Annotated in this window: 12 protein-coding genes; 7 read left to right on the top strand and 5 right to left on the bottom strand. The window is 71.0% G+C overall.

Annotation, left to right across the window (positions count from 1 at the left end; all coding sequences use genetic code 11):
• Positions 1-56: 56 nt before the first annotated feature.
• The 5 genes from NLX83_RS00700 to NLX83_RS00680 all read right to left on the bottom strand — a co-directional run bounded on the left by NLX83_RS00700 (position 57) and on the right by NLX83_RS00680 (position 4,941).
• Positions 57-2,090 carry a neutral/alkaline ceramidase gene (locus NLX83_RS00700; RefSeq protein ID WP_254232909.1) on the bottom strand — a complete coding sequence of 678 codons (2,034 nt, stop codon included), beginning with the start codon at positions 2,088-2,090 and terminating at the stop codon, positions 57-59.
• 94 nt (positions 2,091-2,184) lie between these two features.
• Entirely contained in the window at positions 2,185-2,919 is a 735-nt protein-coding gene (locus NLX83_RS00695) for an ESX secretion-associated protein EspG (RefSeq protein ID WP_254232908.1), read from the bottom strand.
• 4 nt (positions 2,920-2,923) lie between these two features.
• A complete protein-coding gene (locus tag NLX83_RS00690) occupies positions 2,924-3,988 on the bottom strand; it encodes a PPE domain-containing protein (RefSeq protein WP_254232907.1) in 1,065 nt (354 codons plus the stop codon).
• A gap of 31 nt (positions 3,989-4,019) precedes the next feature.
• A complete protein-coding gene (locus NLX83_RS00685) occupies positions 4,020-4,607 on the bottom strand; it encodes a DUF3558 domain-containing protein (protein ID WP_254232906.1) in 588 nt (195 codons plus the stop codon).
• Between the two features lies 1 nt (position 4,608).
• Positions 4,609-4,941, bottom strand: a complete 333-nt coding sequence (locus NLX83_RS00680; RefSeq protein WP_254232905.1) for a hypothetical protein — start codon at positions 4,939-4,941, stop codon at positions 4,609-4,611.
• Between the two features lie 283 nt (positions 4,942-5,224).
• On the opposite strand from NLX83_RS00680, the gene NLX83_RS00675 reads away from it, so the two are divergent.
• The 7 genes from NLX83_RS00675 (at position 5,225) to murC (ending at position 14,827) form a co-directional block, all read left to right on the top strand.
• Positions 5,225-6,796 carry a UDP-N-acetylmuramoyl-L-alanyl-D-glutamate--2,6-diaminopimelate ligase gene (locus NLX83_RS00675; protein ID WP_254232904.1) on the top strand — a complete coding sequence of 524 codons (1,572 nt, stop codon included), beginning with the start codon at positions 5,225-5,227 and terminating at the stop codon, positions 6,794-6,796.
• Positions 6,793-8,250, top strand: coding sequence for a UDP-N-acetylmuramoyl-tripeptide--D-alanyl-D-alanine ligase (locus NLX83_RS00670; protein WP_254232903.1), 1,458 nt, complete (start codon positions 6,793-6,795; stop codon positions 8,248-8,250). Before NLX83_RS00675 ends, NLX83_RS00670 begins: the two co-directional genes overlap by 4 nt.
• Positions 8,247-9,338: a phospho-N-acetylmuramoyl-pentapeptide-transferase gene (mraY, locus tag NLX83_RS00665; protein WP_254232902.1), complete on the top strand. Its 1,092-nt coding sequence runs from the start codon at positions 8,247-8,249 to the stop codon at positions 9,336-9,338. Before NLX83_RS00670 ends, mraY begins: the two co-directional genes overlap by 4 nt.
• Before the next feature lie 5 nt (positions 9,339-9,343).
• Entirely contained in the window at positions 9,344-10,726 is a 1,383-nt protein-coding gene (murD, locus tag NLX83_RS00660; RefSeq protein WP_374118614.1) for a UDP-N-acetylmuramoyl-L-alanine--D-glutamate ligase, read from the top strand.
• Between the two features lie 8 nt (positions 10,727-10,734).
• Complete coding sequence (ftsW, locus tag NLX83_RS00655; RefSeq protein ID WP_374118613.1) at positions 10,735-12,219, top strand: putative lipid II flippase FtsW; 1,485 nt, start codon at positions 10,735-10,737, stop codon at positions 12,217-12,219.
• Between the two features lie 40 nt (positions 12,220-12,259).
• On the top strand, positions 12,260-13,375 hold the full coding sequence (gene murG / locus NLX83_RS00650) for an undecaprenyldiphospho-muramoylpentapeptide beta-N-acetylglucosaminyltransferase (RefSeq protein ID WP_254232901.1): 1,116 nt from the start codon (positions 12,260-12,262) through the stop codon (positions 13,373-13,375).
• Positions 13,376-13,438: 63 nt separating this feature from the next.
• Entirely contained in the window at positions 13,439-14,827 is a 1,389-nt protein-coding gene (gene murC / locus NLX83_RS00645) for a UDP-N-acetylmuramate--L-alanine ligase (RefSeq protein ID WP_254236028.1), read from the top strand.
• The last annotated feature ends 111 nt before the right edge of the window (positions 14,828-14,938 follow it).

Below are 14,938 nucleotides of genomic sequence, written 5' to 3'. Positions count from 1 at the left end.
CCCCCGGCGGCCTACGCTACTGCGTCCGGTGCAGCCGCGCGGGGGAAACAGCGCAGCTAGGTCACGGTGAATGCCGGAGAAGTCCCGCTGATCGGGCTCACCGCGCCCGCCAGGTTCTTCGCGTCTCCGCGGTAGACGATGCGATAGCTACCGGGCTGCGCGGTGCTGGGCACGTCCCACGACACGGTGACCCGCGACGCCGCGACTCCCCATCTCGCCCAGCGGAACTTCGTCGACCAGTCGCCGTCGTCGGCGACCCGCTTCCACGTGTTCCCTTCCTGGCGCTGCACTTCGACGAAGGTGCCGTTGCGGTGCAGGTCGTTGTTGGGGTGCGCGCCCGCGAACTCCACGACGACCTGTTGTCCCTTGGCGTAGCTCGGTTTCGGCGCGGTGACCACGTCGCCGAAGTTGCCGCCGATCGGCGGCGCGTCCAGCACCACGCCCGGCTGCAACGTCCACACCGAACCCGACATGTCCGGCGGCGTCGGACCCGCGGCGCTCGCGCGCCCGGCCTTCATGTCCGCGGCGATGCGGGCGAATTCCTGTTGGTAGGCGGGCAGACTCCAGCGGCCGAACATGGTGTGACCGGCCTCGTAGTCCTGCTGGTCGTACTCCTCCGGCGTGGTCAGGTACCCGGCGTAGTCGTTGGCGTAGCCCGCGACGATGACGTTCTGCAGCGGGGCACCGACCTGCTCGGCGACCGTGCGGCGCAGCCGCAGGCCGGTGACGATCGTGGCTTCCTGCGGCAGTCCGATCAGGTAGAGCTGGCCGACGCGGACGAGCTGGACCGGCAGGATCTTCGGCGTCAGGTTCAGTGCGCCGGTGTCGAGCAGGATGTCCTTGGGAGCCTGGCACGTCCGCAGTTCGGGCGAGGCGACGTAGCGCGCTTTGGTGACGAGTTCGATGAGCGGGTTGTTGCCGACACCCTCCTTGAAGATGTCCGGCCCCGGACCGTCCTCTGTGGACCCCGCGGCGAAGCTCGCGCCGAGCGCGGCCTGACAGGTCTTGTGCGCCGCGCCGTCCCCGGTGAACTCGGGGCGGACGGTCGTGCCGCTCATGTCCACATAGGACAGACGAGAGTCGACGCCGCCGGTGAGCGCGCGGCCGGGCGTCGTCGCGAGGGCGCGCGCCGCGTCGGCCTGCCGTTTGCCGAGGATCTGGGTGTTGGCGAACTCGTCCTCGGTGGGGCCGCTGCCCGGCTTCAGGTTGAGGTTGGGCGACATGTCGCCCGCGTTGGTCTGCGCGAAGGCGGTGACCAGGCCGGGCTGCCCGGCGAGGTAGTCGGCGCCCGCGATCTCGCGTTCCCAGTGGTAGGCCGCGTAACCCTTGTTGTCGCCGTTGATCAGCGTGTTGTTGCCGGTCATGCTCGTGTTGTGGGTGGCGAACCAGTTGATCGCGCCCACCGTCCTGCCGCCCCGGTCCATCCGCAGCAGCGAGGTCATCGGGTCGATGCCGTCCGGGAAGGCGGCGCGGTCCTGCGCGGGGTTCTTGTCGAAGGCCCGCCGCGAGCGGTTGGCGCTGGCGTTCTTCAGCTCGCCGTTGGCCAGCGACAGCGAACCGGGCACGAGGTCGTCGTGCGCTCGGTTGATCGACTCGACGATGCCGTCGACCGCCGCGTCGAAGGTCTTGCCGTGGTAGCCGAACGTGGTGATGTTGTAGAGCGAGTAGTGCGACTGGCCGCCAGGTCCCGCATGCGTGTGCGTAGCGGTGAGCAGCACGTTGTCCGGTGAGTACAGCGATCCGTGTTTGGCGGCGAGCTTGCGCAGCACCGCCTGCCGCACGCTGCCGAAGATCATGCCGAGGTCGGCGGTCACCAGTGCGACCCGCTTGCCGCTGGCGGGATCGGCGACGACGAACGCCCGCGAGCGCTGCCGTTGGTGGATCCCGGAAGTGCGCTGGTCGAGCTTGGCGTAGCCCATCATCCCGCGTTCGGCGGCCTCACCGGTGACGTCGGCGATGCCGCGCCCCACCAGGTAGGGGGTGTCGGCGCTGGCGGGTGCGCCGAGCTGGACGAGAGTGGTGGCGCCGACGACGGCAGCGAGTGTCGCGCCGAGCACCCCCCTGAGCCGATCTCCGGACAACCAGTGCACAACGACCTCCCGGGTGCCGATGCTTGGTGACCGTCGTCGCAGCTCACCGGCCCCGACGTTAGCGAGGCCACGGGCAAATGTGAATGCTTCTCGCTTAATTGGCGGTACTGGTCAGCCGGTCGATCTGGCGCACCAGCACCCGCGCATCGGCCGGGCTGACCGTGGTCCACCCGCGGGAGTCCTCCATGAGGTACCGGCCTTGGGCGGTGTCGAAGTAGGCGACGACGTGATCGGCCCGCTTGCGCCCGGTGCTCGCCCCGAACTGGCCGCGCTGACCGGGAGCCTTGATCATCTGGGCCAGCTGTTCCGCGTCCTCGCCGGAGATTTCGCCGCGCAGCGCGGCGGCCAGCGCTCGCGGGTCGCTCCCGGCTCCGCGTGCGGCCCTGGCAAGGACCTCGTTGGGCACCGACACCGAATGACCGGGACCTGGTCCTACCGCGGGGAGCAGTTCCGTTGCCGCGCGCGCCAACCCCGTCGCGTAGATCGGCCGCATGATCAGCCGCCCGCCGCGGAGCACCGCCAGGACTCCTTCGTCTTCGTCCCGAGTCGCCGCGGCGACCGCGCGCACCTCTTCGCCCAGCCACAGCCGGGCGTCGACGAGCCGGTCCGGCGCGGCGAGCATCATCAGCCACCGCGTCAGCCGCTCGTCCAGGTCCGGCCCGGCCACGAGCCCGTCGCTGCGCAGTTCCTGCCACGCCGCCGCCACGACGGCGTCGCGCTCCTCGTGGTGTGCTCCACTGGGATTGACGAGCAATGCCAAGGGCATCTGTTCGAGTCCGAGGTGCTCCCACGCCATCTGATAGGCGGTGTCGGAGATCGTGATCGTCATCGAATCATTCGCCGATCACGGGTGGGGCGACCATCGGCAGTTCGCCGACGATGTCTTCGGTGATGTCGTACTTGCGCTCGTGTTCCTGGTCTTCCTCGCGCTGGCTGGTGCCGAGCGCGGGTTGCATGAACCCCGGCCGCGCTGCCGTTGTCGGCTTGACCGGGGACGGCGTCGGCCTCGGCGGGACCGGCTGGCTCGGCGTGCTCAACGGCCCACCCGCGCGCGGCACCAGCGCGCCAAGCGCCGCACCCGAACCGCCACCGACCGCTGCCCCGCCAGGTCCGGCGACCGACCCCAGACTGCCCCCACCGCCGAGTGCGGGGGGAGGCGGCGTGTAGCCCGCCTGCTGCACCTCACCCAGCTTGTTGTCCGGCAACTCCAGGCCCTGCTCACCGCGCTGATCCGGGATCGGCGGCACTGGGACACCTTCGGCGTCACCACCGATGTCCTGACCCGCGCCGATATCCCCGCCCCTCGGCCGCGTGATCGCCCGCCCGCCGCCGATCGGACCTGGGCCGGGGCGAGGCCCGCCTGGGTCTCCGCCACCGCCGATGCGGGGTGGCTCGTCGTAGTCGGGCACGGGCTTGTTCACCGCATCCGCATACGCCTGCATCACCGCGGCGGCTTGCAGGTGCGCGTTGTGGGCGGAGCGCTCCAGGAGTTCGTGGTCTTCCTTCAACTGGAAGAGATCAGCGAGCGCGTTGCTCTTGCCCAGGTCCTCGAGCGACGGCACCTTCTTCGGCTCCGGCATCGAATTCCGCGCATATACGAACGCGTCCATCCCGCTGAGGATGCTTGTGGTTCGCTCATTGGTGCGGTTGCCCGCCGCGATCGTCCACGTCTGCAACGAGCCGATCTTCCCTGTCGCCAGGTCAGCGGCCTCGCCCTCCCACACCGCGCCCAGCTTGCGCAGCGCGTCGCCCATCGACCGGTAGACGCCGTCCAGCTTCCACGCGAACTTGTTGGTGAAATCCGCTGCGGGTTGATGCCCCGTCGGTCCTGCTCCTCGATGGATCGCGTCGAACAGTTCTTGGTGCGAGTAGTTCATCCAGTTCCGGTTAACGTCCACGTCGTCCCCCCGTGTCGTTCGGCTTGTTGAATCAACTTTGTGCGAGAATATTCCCGAGTGTCAGTTCTGCCCCCCGTGTTGCCCGACGGCATACCTCATTTGTGGGCAGGAAGTGCTGCTCACCCAGCGTCGCGTACGCCACCCGCAGTACTTGGCCGACTGACACGCCGACATTCACGGAGCAGTGCGCTGACAGGGGGTCCTGAGGTTCTGGATTGATCTGAAAACCGGGAAAGTCCAGTATGCGAACGGGGTGAACGGTTCCGGTGGCCCTTTTGGGAGAAAATTGTTCCAGGTCATGCTTTGTGATGACGAAGGTGGTGAGGATGGTGCCCTCTGTGAGATTACTGAAATTGCATGAGTCGGATTTTAGGATTGGGTCATCTCGCTGGCGTGGAGGTCGGGTGATCTTGAGTTCGACCCGCTGCGATTCGCTCAGCAGTTCGCAAGCCTTGAACCGGTCGATCTTCAACTGGCGAGGTCGGTCGACACTGTTCGGGGTGGTGCCGTTCACCGCCTGTGGGTTGGCCGTGCCGACATGAGTGGCCGTGCAGCCGAAGAGCAACGATGCTGTGGCGGCTGCTGTGACAGCTTTGCTGGAGAAGGTCAGGAACCCCACGTCACTTCCCGGAGATACTGCTGCGGTTGGCGTCCTCGATCTTTCGGTAATGTCGCTGTGCCGCCTCCAGGGTGCTGACCGCTTTCGTCAGCTCGCCCTGTAGCTGGGTGAGTGCCCAGATGGCGCCGCGGCCTCCCAGGTGGCGCTCGCTGACCTGTTTGGCGAGCGTTTGGCTGACGTGGTCATCTCCCATCGGCCGGATTTCCTTGGCCACATGGGAGTCCGGCACGAGGTCGTTGATGTCTTCCAATGCGTCGTTGAAGATCTTGATGGCGGCGGGGACCTGGTCGAGGTCGATGCGCCATCCCCCGGCGCGCACGTACTGGTTGGACATGTGAAAACGCCTCCCCTGCGTCACTGGCCCGCGGAGAGCTTAACGAACGCGGTGGTGCGCGGGACGGCTTCGGTGCGCCTCACCGGATCGGACGACACGAGATCGAAGGACCTGATTCCGGCAATTGCCTAGGCGCATTAGGGGTGATTACGCACGGGGTGCGCGCGGCCGGTTGGCGGAGTGGAGTGCAGGGCGCGTCCACGGACCGGGGGATTGACAGTGCGGCGGGGCAAACGCACGGGGGTGGGAGGGCGCGTTCCGAGCGCCGGTAGCCTTTCGCGACGTGTCTCCGGTCGTCTCGCCCAAGACGGCGTCAGCGCCGCCGCGTCCCAGCCACGTCGAGCCCGTCGGCCTGTCCGAGCTCGCCGCGCTGGCGGACGCGCGGTTGGTCGCCGAAGAACCGCTCGTGGTCTCTGGCGCCACGCTGCGCGCGCAGCACGTGCGGCCGGGGGATCTCTTCGCGGCGCTACCGGGCGCGAACGCGCACGGCGCGGACTTCGCGGAGCAAGCGCTGGCGGCCGGGGCGGTCGCGGTACTGACGGACGAGGCGGGAGCGGCCCGTCCGACCCTGCGCGACGCGGGCGTCCGGCTGCTGGTGCACGAGGACCCGCGCGGGGTGCTGGGCGCCTTGGCTGCGCGGATCTACGGGGACCCGTCGAGCAAGCTCGCGATCGTGGGTGTCACGGGCACCTCCGGCAAGACCACGGTCACGACCATGATCGGGTCCGGGTTGCGGGCGGCGGGGCGCACGACGGGGCTGATCGGCACCGTGCAGACGGTGATCGCGGGCGAGCGCCTGGACAGCGCGTTCACCACGCCGGAAGCCCCGGACCTGCAGGCGTTGTTCGCGGTGATGGTGGAGCGTGGGGTCACGCACGTGGCGATGGAGGTCTCCAGCCACGCGCTCGCGCTCGGGCGCGCGGCGGGGACGCGGTTCGCGGTCGGGGCGTTCACGAACCTCTCGCAGGACCACCTGGACTTCCACGCGGACATGGAGGACTACTTCCAGGCGAAGGCCGCGCTGTTCGACGGGCGCGCCGCCAAGGAGGTCGTCTGCGTCGACAACGAGTGGGGCCACCGCCTGGTCAAGGACGGCACCATCACGGTGTCCCTCGCAGAAGCCGCGACGTGGCGGGCCGAGGACATCACGGTGGCGGCGAGTGGGGCGCAGTCCTTCCGCGTCGCCGGGCCGGACGGGATCGCGCTCGACGCGGTCGTGCGGCTGCCGGGGATCTTCAACGTGAGCAACGCGGTGCTGGCCATCGCCTGCGCGCACGCAGCCGGGGTCGCGCCGGAGGACACGATCCGCGCGATCGGTGAGCTGGACGTGCCGGGGCGCATGGAGCGGGTCAACCGCGGGCAGGACTTCGTCGCGCTGGTGGACTACTCGCACAAGCCCGCCGCGGTCTCCGCGGTGCTGGACACGGTGCGGGACCAGATCGACCGGGCGGGCAACGACGGCAGGGTGATCGTCGTGCTCGGCTGCGGTGGTGACCGGGACCGGGCCAAGCGCCCGATCATGGGCGAGGCCGCCGTGCGCCGCGCCGAACTGACCGTGGTCACCGACGACAACCCGCGCGGTGAGGAGCCCGCCACCATCCGCGCGGCCATGGTGGAGGGCGCGCTGGCCGTGCCTGAAGCCCAGCGCGGCGAGGTGGTCGAGATCGGTGACCGCCGCGCCGCCATCCAGGAGGCGGTGCGCCGCGCCCGGCCCGGCGACGTGGTCGTGGTCGCGGGCAAGGGGCACGAGACCGGGCAGGAGATCGCCGGGGTCGTGCACCCCTTCGACGACCGGCATGTTCTCGCCGACGCGATCGACGAGCGCTTCGGCATCTTCGGGAAGGACCACGCGTGATCCCGCTCAGTTTGGCCGAGATCGCTCACGCGGTCGGCGGCCGGCTGCACAACACCGACGGCAGCCCGGTGGTGACCGGCTCCGTCGAGTTCGACTCCCGCCAGCTCTCCTCGGGCAGCCTGTTCGTCGCGCTGCCAGGGGAAAAGGTCGACGGGCACGACTTCGCCGCGAAGGCGGTGGTGGACGGAGCGGTCGGAGTGCTCGCGGCCCGCGAGGTCGACGCGCCCGCGGTGATCGTGCCGCCGGTGAGCGAGGCCCACCACGGCTCCGTCGCCCTCACCGGGGACACCGACGGCTCCGGCGCAGCGGTGCTGGCCGCGCTGGCGGCGCTGGCCCGCCACGTGGTGGACCGGCTCGACAAGCTCAACGTCGTCGGGGTGACCGGTTCCTCCGGCAAGACCTCGACGAAGGACCTCATCGCGCAGGTGCTGAGCCCGATGGGGCCGACCGTGGCGCCGCCGGGGTCCTTCAACAACGAGCTGGGCCACCCGTGGACGGCGCTGCGCTCCGACCCGGACACCCGCTTCCTGGTGCTGGAGCTCTCCGCGCGCGGCGTCGGGCACATCGCCCAGCTCTGCCGGGTCGCCCCGCCGCGGATCGGCGTGGTGCTCAACGTCGGCAGCGCGCACCTCGGCGAGTTCGGCACGCGGGAGGACATCGCCCGCACCAAGGGCGAACTGGTCGAGGAGCTGCCCGCCGAAGGCGTCGCGGTGCTCAACGCCGACGACCCGCTGGTGGCCGCGATGGCCGGGCGCACCAAGGCGAAGGTCGTCCTCGTTGGACAGTCGCCGAACGCCGACGTGCGCGCGGAGGACGTCGAGCTGGACGAGCAGGCGCGGGCGCGGTTCCTCTTGGTGACGCCGAAGGGCAGCGCGCGGGTGGCGCTCGGACTGCACGGGGAGCACCACGTCGGCAACGCCCTCAGCGCCGCGGCGGTCGCGCTCGAACTCGGTGCGACCGTTGAGGAAGTCGCCAAGCGGCTCTCCGGCGCGCAGCGGGTTTCCCAGCGCCGCATGGAGGTCACCACCCGCGCTGACGGCGTGACGGTGGTCAACGACTCCTACAACGCCAACCCGGAATCGGTGCGCGCCGCGCTCAAGACCCTCGCCGCGATGACGCACGGGGAGCAACCCCGGCGCGGCTGGGCCGTCCTCGGAGTGATGGGCGAGCTCGGTGACGATCACATCGCCGCCCACGACGGGATCGGCCGGTACGCCGTGCGGCTGGACATCGGCCGCCTCGTCGTCGTCGGAGAGCAGGCGGCCCCGATGCATCAGGGCGCCTACCTGGAAGGCTCGTGGGGAGAGGAGTCCGTTCTCGTGCCGGACGTCGACGCCGCCATCGCGCTGCTGCGCGACCAGGTTCGCCCTGGGGACGTGGTGCTGGTCAAGGCTTCCAAGGTCGCAGGACTGTGGCGGGTCGCGGACGCGCTGCTTGAGGGGGCTGGCAAGTGAGGAACATCCTCATCGCGGCGGGCATCGCGCTCGTCGTCTCGATCCTGCTCACCCCGTACCTGATCAAGGTCTTCTCGCGGCAGGGCTTCGGCCAGGAGATCCGCGAGGAGGGCCCGCAGCACCACAAGACCAAGCGCGGCACGCCCACCATGGGCGGTGTGGCGATCATCGTCGCCATCTGGGCCGGGTACGGCGGCAGCCACCTGTTCGTCCAGCTCACCAACCCCAAGCCGGAATCGGGTCCGACCGCCTCCGGCCTGGTGGTGATGCTGTTGACCACGGGCCTGGCGCTGGTCGGCTTCCTCGACGACTTCATCAAGATCCGCAAGCAGCGCAACCTGGGGCTGAACAAGACGGCGAAGCTGGTCGGCCAGTTCGTCGTCACCATCGCGTTCGCCCTGCTGGCCCTGCAGTTCAAGGAGGCCAGGACCGGGCTGACGCCCGCGTCGGTGCACCTGTCGTTCACCCGCGACATGGCCATCGTCTCGTTCGGCACCGTCGGCTTCGTGGTCTTCTGCTACCTGCTGGTCAGCGCGTGGTCGAACGCGGTGAACTTCACCGACGGCCTCGACGGCCTGGCCGCGGGTTCGTCGGCGATGGTGCTCGGCACCTACGTCGTCATCTCCTTCTGGCAGTTCCGCTCGGACTGTTCGGTCAAGTACGACCCCGGCTGCTACTGGGTGCGCGACCCGCTGGACCTCGCGGTGATCGCCGCCGCCGCGATGGCGGGCTGCGTCGGCTTCCTCTGGTGGAACGCCGCGCCCGCCAAGATCTTCATGGGTGACACCGGTTCGCTCGCGCTCGGCGGCCTCGTGGCTGGCCTGGCGATCAGCACCCGCACCGAGCTGCTGATGATCATCATCGGTGGCCTGTTCGTCATCGAGGCGATGTCGGTGGTGCTCCAGATCGCGATCTTCCGCACCACCAGGAAACGGTTGTTCCGGATGGCGCCGTTCCACCACCACTTCGAGCTGGCGGGCTGGGCGGAGACCACGGTGATCATCAGGTTCTGGCTGATGGCCGGGATCTGCTGCCTGCTCGGGCTCGGCGTGTTCTACAACGACTGGCTCTCGCTCACCGGAGGCTGACCGTTATGTCCGTTGGGGAGAACGCCGTGGACGGTATGTACGCGGGGAAGTCGGTCCTGGTCGCCGGAGCCGGTATCTCCGGCCGCTCGGCCGCCGCGGCGCTGCTCGCCGAGGGTGCGACGGTCACGGTCACCGACTCCGCCCCGGACCGCTTCGGCGGGCTGGACACGGGGATCGGCACGGCGGTCGGGCTCACCGCGCCGCCGGAGGGCACCGACCTGGTGGTGACCAGCCCCGGCTGGCGGCCCGCCGCGCCGCTGCTGGTCGCCGCGGCCGAGCGGGGCGTCGAGGTGATCGGCGAGGTCGAGTTCGCGTGGCGGCTGGCGCAGCGGCGGCCGAACCCGCCCGCGTGGCTCGCGGTCACCGGCACCAACGGCAAGACCACCACGGTCACCATGCTGGCCTCGATCCTGCGCGCGGCCGGAGTGCACGCGGTGGCCTGCGGCAACGTCGGCCTGCCGGTCGTCGCCGCGGTCCGCGCGGGCTACGACGTGCTCGCGGTCGAGCTGTCCAGCTTCCAGCTGCACTGGTCGTCCTCGTTGCGCATGAACGCCTCGGTGGTCGTCAACGTGGCGGAGGACCACCTCGACTGGCACGGCTCGATCGAGGAGTACGCGGCCGCGAAGGGCCTCATCTACGCGGGAGACGGCGTCGCGGTCTACAACGCCGACGACGAGTGGTCGACGCGGTTGAGCGAGGGCAAGGACCGCCGGGTGGGCTTCACCCTCGGCGAGCCCGGTCCGGGACAGCTCGGCGTGCGCGGGGATTCCTTGGTGGACCGTGCTTTCGAGGACGGCGCAGTTCTGGCGGACCTCGCCGACGTGAACCCGCCCGGTCCGCACAACGTCGCCGACGCGCTCGCCGCGGCCGCGCTGGCCAGGGCGCACGGCGTGCCCGCCGAGGCGATCGGCAAGGGCCTGCGCGACTTCACCCCGAACCCGCACCGCTCCGTGCTCGTCACCGAGCACGAGGGCATCCGCTGGATCGACGACTCCAAGGCCACCAACCCGCACGCCGCGGCCGCGTCCCTGGCCACCCACGACCGGGTGATCTGGATCGCGGGCGGACTGCTCAAGGGCGCGGTGGTCGACGACCTCGTCGCCGGGGCGGCCGATCGGCTGGCCGGGGTGGTTCTGCTGGGCGCCGACCGCGCGGTGATCGCGGACGCGCTCGCGCGACACGCACCCGAGGTTCCCGTGCACGAGGTGACGGCGGGGGACCATGGGGCCATGACCGAGGTGGTGCGCGCGGCACGCGCAATGGCTCGACCGGGTGACGTCGTCCTGCTGGCGCCCGCGGCCGCGTCGATGGACATGTTCGAGGACTACCCGCACCGCGGACGGGTGTTCGCCGAGGCCGTCAAGGATCTGACCGACCGGGCCGGGTGAGCGACGCGATGCCGCGAAGCGCCAAGGAGAACACAGCGAACACAGCGAACGCGACGACGGCGACGGCGAAGAAGACCCGCTCGATCCGGCGCGAGCGGCAGGGGCGGGCCTCGTCGATGCGCGGCGCGCTCACCGCGTGGCTGAGCCGCCCGCTGGCCTCGTTCCACCTGATCCTCGCCGTGTTCGGCCTGCTGACCGTGCTCGGCCTGATCATGGTGCTGTCCGCCTCCAGCGTGGAGTCCTACAGCAAGGAGGGCTCCTCCTACTCGGTGTTCGTCAAGCAGCTGGCCTACACCCTGGTCGGGCTGGTGCTGTTCTGGCTGATCCTGCGGATGCCGCTGCGGATGATCCGGCGGATGACCCTGGTGTTCATGGGGATCAGCGTGGTGCTGCTGGTGCTGGTGCTGCTGCCGGGGCTCGGCGCGAAGCTCAACGGCGCGCAGAGCTGGTTCAAGATCGGCCCGGTGTCCTTCCAGCCGGTGGAGCCCGCCAAGATCGCGCTCGCGCTGTGGGGCGCGCACGTCCTGGCGACCAAGCGCGCGCTGCTGCACCAGTGGCGGCACATCCTGGTCCCGGTGATGCCCGCGGCGCTGCTGATGTTCGCGCTGCTGATGCTCCAGCCGGACCTCGGCAGCACGGTCACGCTGGTGATCATCGTGCTGGCCCTGCTGTGGTTCGCGGGCGCGCCGATGCGGCTCTTCGGCGTGCTCGCGCTCGGCGCGGCGACCGGCTTCGGCGTGCTCGCGGTGACCGCCGGCTACCGGCTGGACCGGCTGACCTCGTTCTTCGATCCGGAGAACGCCTCGGGCGACTCGGTCTACCAGGCGTCCCAGGCGCTCTACGCGCTCGCCGACGGCGGGCTGTTCGGCGTCGGGCTGGGCCAGGGCAGCGCCAAGTGGCGGTACCTGCCCAACGTGCACAACGACTTCATCTTCGCGGTGATCGGCGAGGAGCTGGGCCTGGTCGGCTGCCTGCTGGTGCTGACGCTGTTCGGCCTGCTGGCCTACTCCGGCCTGCGCATCGCCATGCGCAACACCGACCCGTGGATCCGCCTGGTGTCGGCGACCTTCACGGTGTGGCTGGTCGCCCAGGCCGCGATCAACATGGGCTACGTGGTCGGCCTGCTCCCGGTCACCGGCCTCCAGCTGCCGCTGATCTCCTCCGGCGGCACCTCGCAGGTGATGACGATGGTGGTGTTCGGCCTGCTGGCCAACTACGCCAGGCACGAACCCGAGGCGGTGGCCGCACTGCGTTCACTGGGACCTGGCAGAGTGGGCCGCCTCCTGCGGCTGCCCGCACCGGAGCCGTACCGGCCCCCGGCCCGCCGCAGGACCGCCAGGGCGGGCGTCCCGCCCAAGCCGGCGGGCAGGCCCGCGGTGCACCGCGGCAGCGCGACGCACCAGCTCGACGACCGCCGCAGGACGCGGCGCAACCCGGCGGCCGCGGACGCCAGGCGGCGCGGGAACTGGCGGCAGGGGCAGGACTACCGCTGACCGCACCGGTCCGGCGGCGACAGACAGGAGAGCACCACTCGTGAACGGGCAGGACGACGGCACCATCAGCACCACGGGCCCGTGCGTGGTCGTGGCGGGCGGCGGTACCGCCGGGCACATCGAGCCGGCGCTGGCGCTGGCCGACGCGGTGCGCAGGCTCCGCCCGGACGTGCGGGTGGTCGCGCTCGGCACGGCGCGCGGCCTGGAGACGAAGATCGTTCCCGCCCGTGGTTACCAGCTGGAGCTGATCCCGCCGGTGCCGCTGCCGCGCAAGCCCAGCCCCGACCTGCTCAAGCTGCCGCTGAAGGTGCGCGGCGCCATCAAGCAGACCCGGGAGATCTTCGAGCGCCACCGCGCCAGCGTCGTGGTGGGCTTCGGCGGCTACGTCGCGCTGCCCGCCTACCTCGCCGCGCGCGGCCGCGTGCCGATCGTGGTGCACGAGGCCAACGCCCGCTCGGGCCTGGCGAACAAGGTCGGCGCCAAGTTCGCCGCCGCCGTCGCCGCCGCGGTCCCCGGCAGCGGCCTGCCGGACGCGCAGGTGCTCGGCATCCCGCTGCGCCGCTCGATCACCTCGCTGGACCGGATGGCGCTGCGCGCGGAGGCCCGCCGCCACTTCGGCCTGCACCCGACCGCGCCGACGCTGCTGGTGGTCGGCGGCTCGCAGGGCGCGCAGTCGCTGAACAACGCCGTCTCCGGCGCGGCCGTCGCGCTCGGCCAGGCCGGGATCGGCGTGCTGCACGCCCACGGCCCCAAGAACACCCTCGCGGTGCAGGGCGTGCCCGGCGCCCCGATCTACCAGCCGGTTCCGTACCTGGAGCGGATGGACCTCGCCTACGCCGCCGCCGATGTGGTGCTCTGCCGCTCCGGCGCGATGACCGTCGCCGAGGTCTCCGCGGTCGGGCTGCCCGCGGTGTTCGTGCCGCTGCCGCACGGCAACGGCGAGCAGGCGCTCAACGGCCAGCCGATCGTGGACGTCGGGGGCGCGCTGATGATCAACGACGCCGACCTGACGCCGCGGTCGGTCACCGACACCGTGATCCCGCTGCTGCGCGACGCCGAGCGCATCGCGAAAATGGGCGCGGCCGCGCAGGGCAGCGGTCACCGCGAGGCCGACGAGGCGCTGGCCCGCATGGTTTTCGGCGTCATGAAGGGCTGAACAGTGACAGATCTCGACCTGAGGCTGACCAGGACGCACCTGGTCGGCATCGGCGGCGCGGGGATGAGCGGGATCGCGCGCATCCTGCTGGCCAGGGGCGCCCAGGTGTCCGGCTCCGACGCCAAGGACTCGCGCACCGTGCTGGCGCTGAGGGCGCAGGGCGCCCACATCGGCCTCGGGCACGAGGCGTGGCACCTCGACCAGGTGCCCGGCGGGCCGACCGCCGTGGTGGTCTCCACCGCGATCCGCGCCGACAACCCCGAGCTGGTCGCGGCGCAGAAGCGCGGGATCACCGTGCTGCGCCGGGCGGAGGCGCTGGCCGCGCTGATGTCCGGGCACCGGGTGGCCTGCATGGCGGGCACCCACGGCAAGACGTCGACCACGTCGATGCTGACCGTGGCGTTGCAGCACTGCCGCCTCGACCCGTCCTTCGCGATCGGCGGTGACCTCAACGAGTCCGGGGCGAACGCGCACCACGGCTCCGGCGGGATCTTCGTCGCCGAGGCCGACGAGAGCGACGGCTCGTTCCTGGTGTTCTCGCCGTCGGTGGCGGTGGTGACCAACGTGGAGGCCGATCACCTCGACCACCACGGCACGGTCGAGAAGTACGTGGCGGTCTTCGACTCCTTCGTGGAGCGGATCACCCCCGGCGGCGTGCTGATCGCCTGCGCCGACGACGCGGGTTCGGCCGCGCTCGCCGACCGGGCCGAGGCCGCGGGCGTCCGGGTGCGTCGCTACGGCCGCGCCGCCGCTGGCGAGAACGACGCGCAGATCCTGGGCTACGAGCCGGCCGACACCGGCGGCAAGGTCACGCTGCGGCTGCCGAAGCAGTTGGCGGACAACGGTTCCACCGATCCGATCACCGTGGACGTGGCGGTGGCGGGGGAGCACATGGCGGCCAACGCGGTCGCCGCGCTGCTCGCCGGGCTGGAGCTGGGCGCCCCGCTGGACGGGCTGAGCGCCGGGTTGGCCGCGTTCGGCGGGGTCCGGCGGCGCTTCGAGTTCAAGGGCCAGACGCGCGGCGTGCGGGTCTACGACGACTACGCCCACCACCCGACCGAGGTCGCCGCGCAGCTCACGGCGGCGCGCCCGGTGGCGGGCGAGGGCAGGCTGATCGTGGCCTTCCAACCGCACCTGTACTCCCGGACCCGGTTGTTCGCCAAGGAGTTCGCCGAGGCGCTGGCCCTGGCCGACCACGTGGTGGTGCTGGACGTCTTCGGCGCCCGCGAGGAACCGGAGCCCGGCGTCAGCGGGGCGACGGTGGCCGAGCTGGTCCGGCTGCCGGAGGGCAGCGTGCACTACGAGCCCTCGATCACCGACGCGCCGAAGCACCTGGCCGGGGTGGCCCGGCCGGGTGACCTGGTGATCACCATGGGCGCGGGCGACGTGACCATGCTCGGCCCCGAGGTGCTCGCCCGGCTCGACCAGGAGTCCGAGGAGAACGCTGAGTGAGCTCGCCGACGCGCGGGGCCAGGGGAGCCCGGGAGGGTGAGCCCCCGGCACGGGACCGTTCCGCCGCCCGGCGGGGTGCTCCCCCCGCGCGTGGCGGGCGCCGCCCACCTC

Source organism: Allokutzneria sp. A3M-2-11 16, assembly GCF_024213555.1.
In the GTDB taxonomy this organism is placed as follows: Bacteria; Actinomycetota; Actinomycetes; order Mycobacteriales; family Pseudonocardiaceae; genus Allokutzneria.
Note: the sequence above shows the minus strand (reverse complement) of the source record. Positions and strands in the feature narration are given on the sequence as shown.

Bases quoted from the DNA above. Each gene is read 5' to 3' on its own strand.
- NLX83_RS00695 (WP_254232908.1), bottom strand. From the start codon at position 2,919: ATGACGATCACGATCTCCGACACCGCCTATCAGATGGCGTGGGAGCAC.
- NLX83_RS00680 (WP_254232905.1), bottom strand. From the start codon at position 4,941: ATGTCCAACCAGTACGTGCGCGCCGGGGGATGGCGCATCGACCTCGAC.
- murD (WP_374118614.1), top strand. From the start codon at position 9,344: ATGTCCGTTGGGGAGAACGCCGTGGACGGTATGTACGCGGGGAAGTCG.
- ftsW (WP_374118613.1), top strand. From the start codon at position 10,735: ATGCCGCGAAGCGCCAAGGAGAACACAGCGAACACAGCGAACGCGACG.
- murC (WP_254236028.1), top strand. From the start codon at position 13,439: ATGAGCGGGATCGCGCGCATCCTGCTGGCCAGGGGCGCCCAGGTGTCC.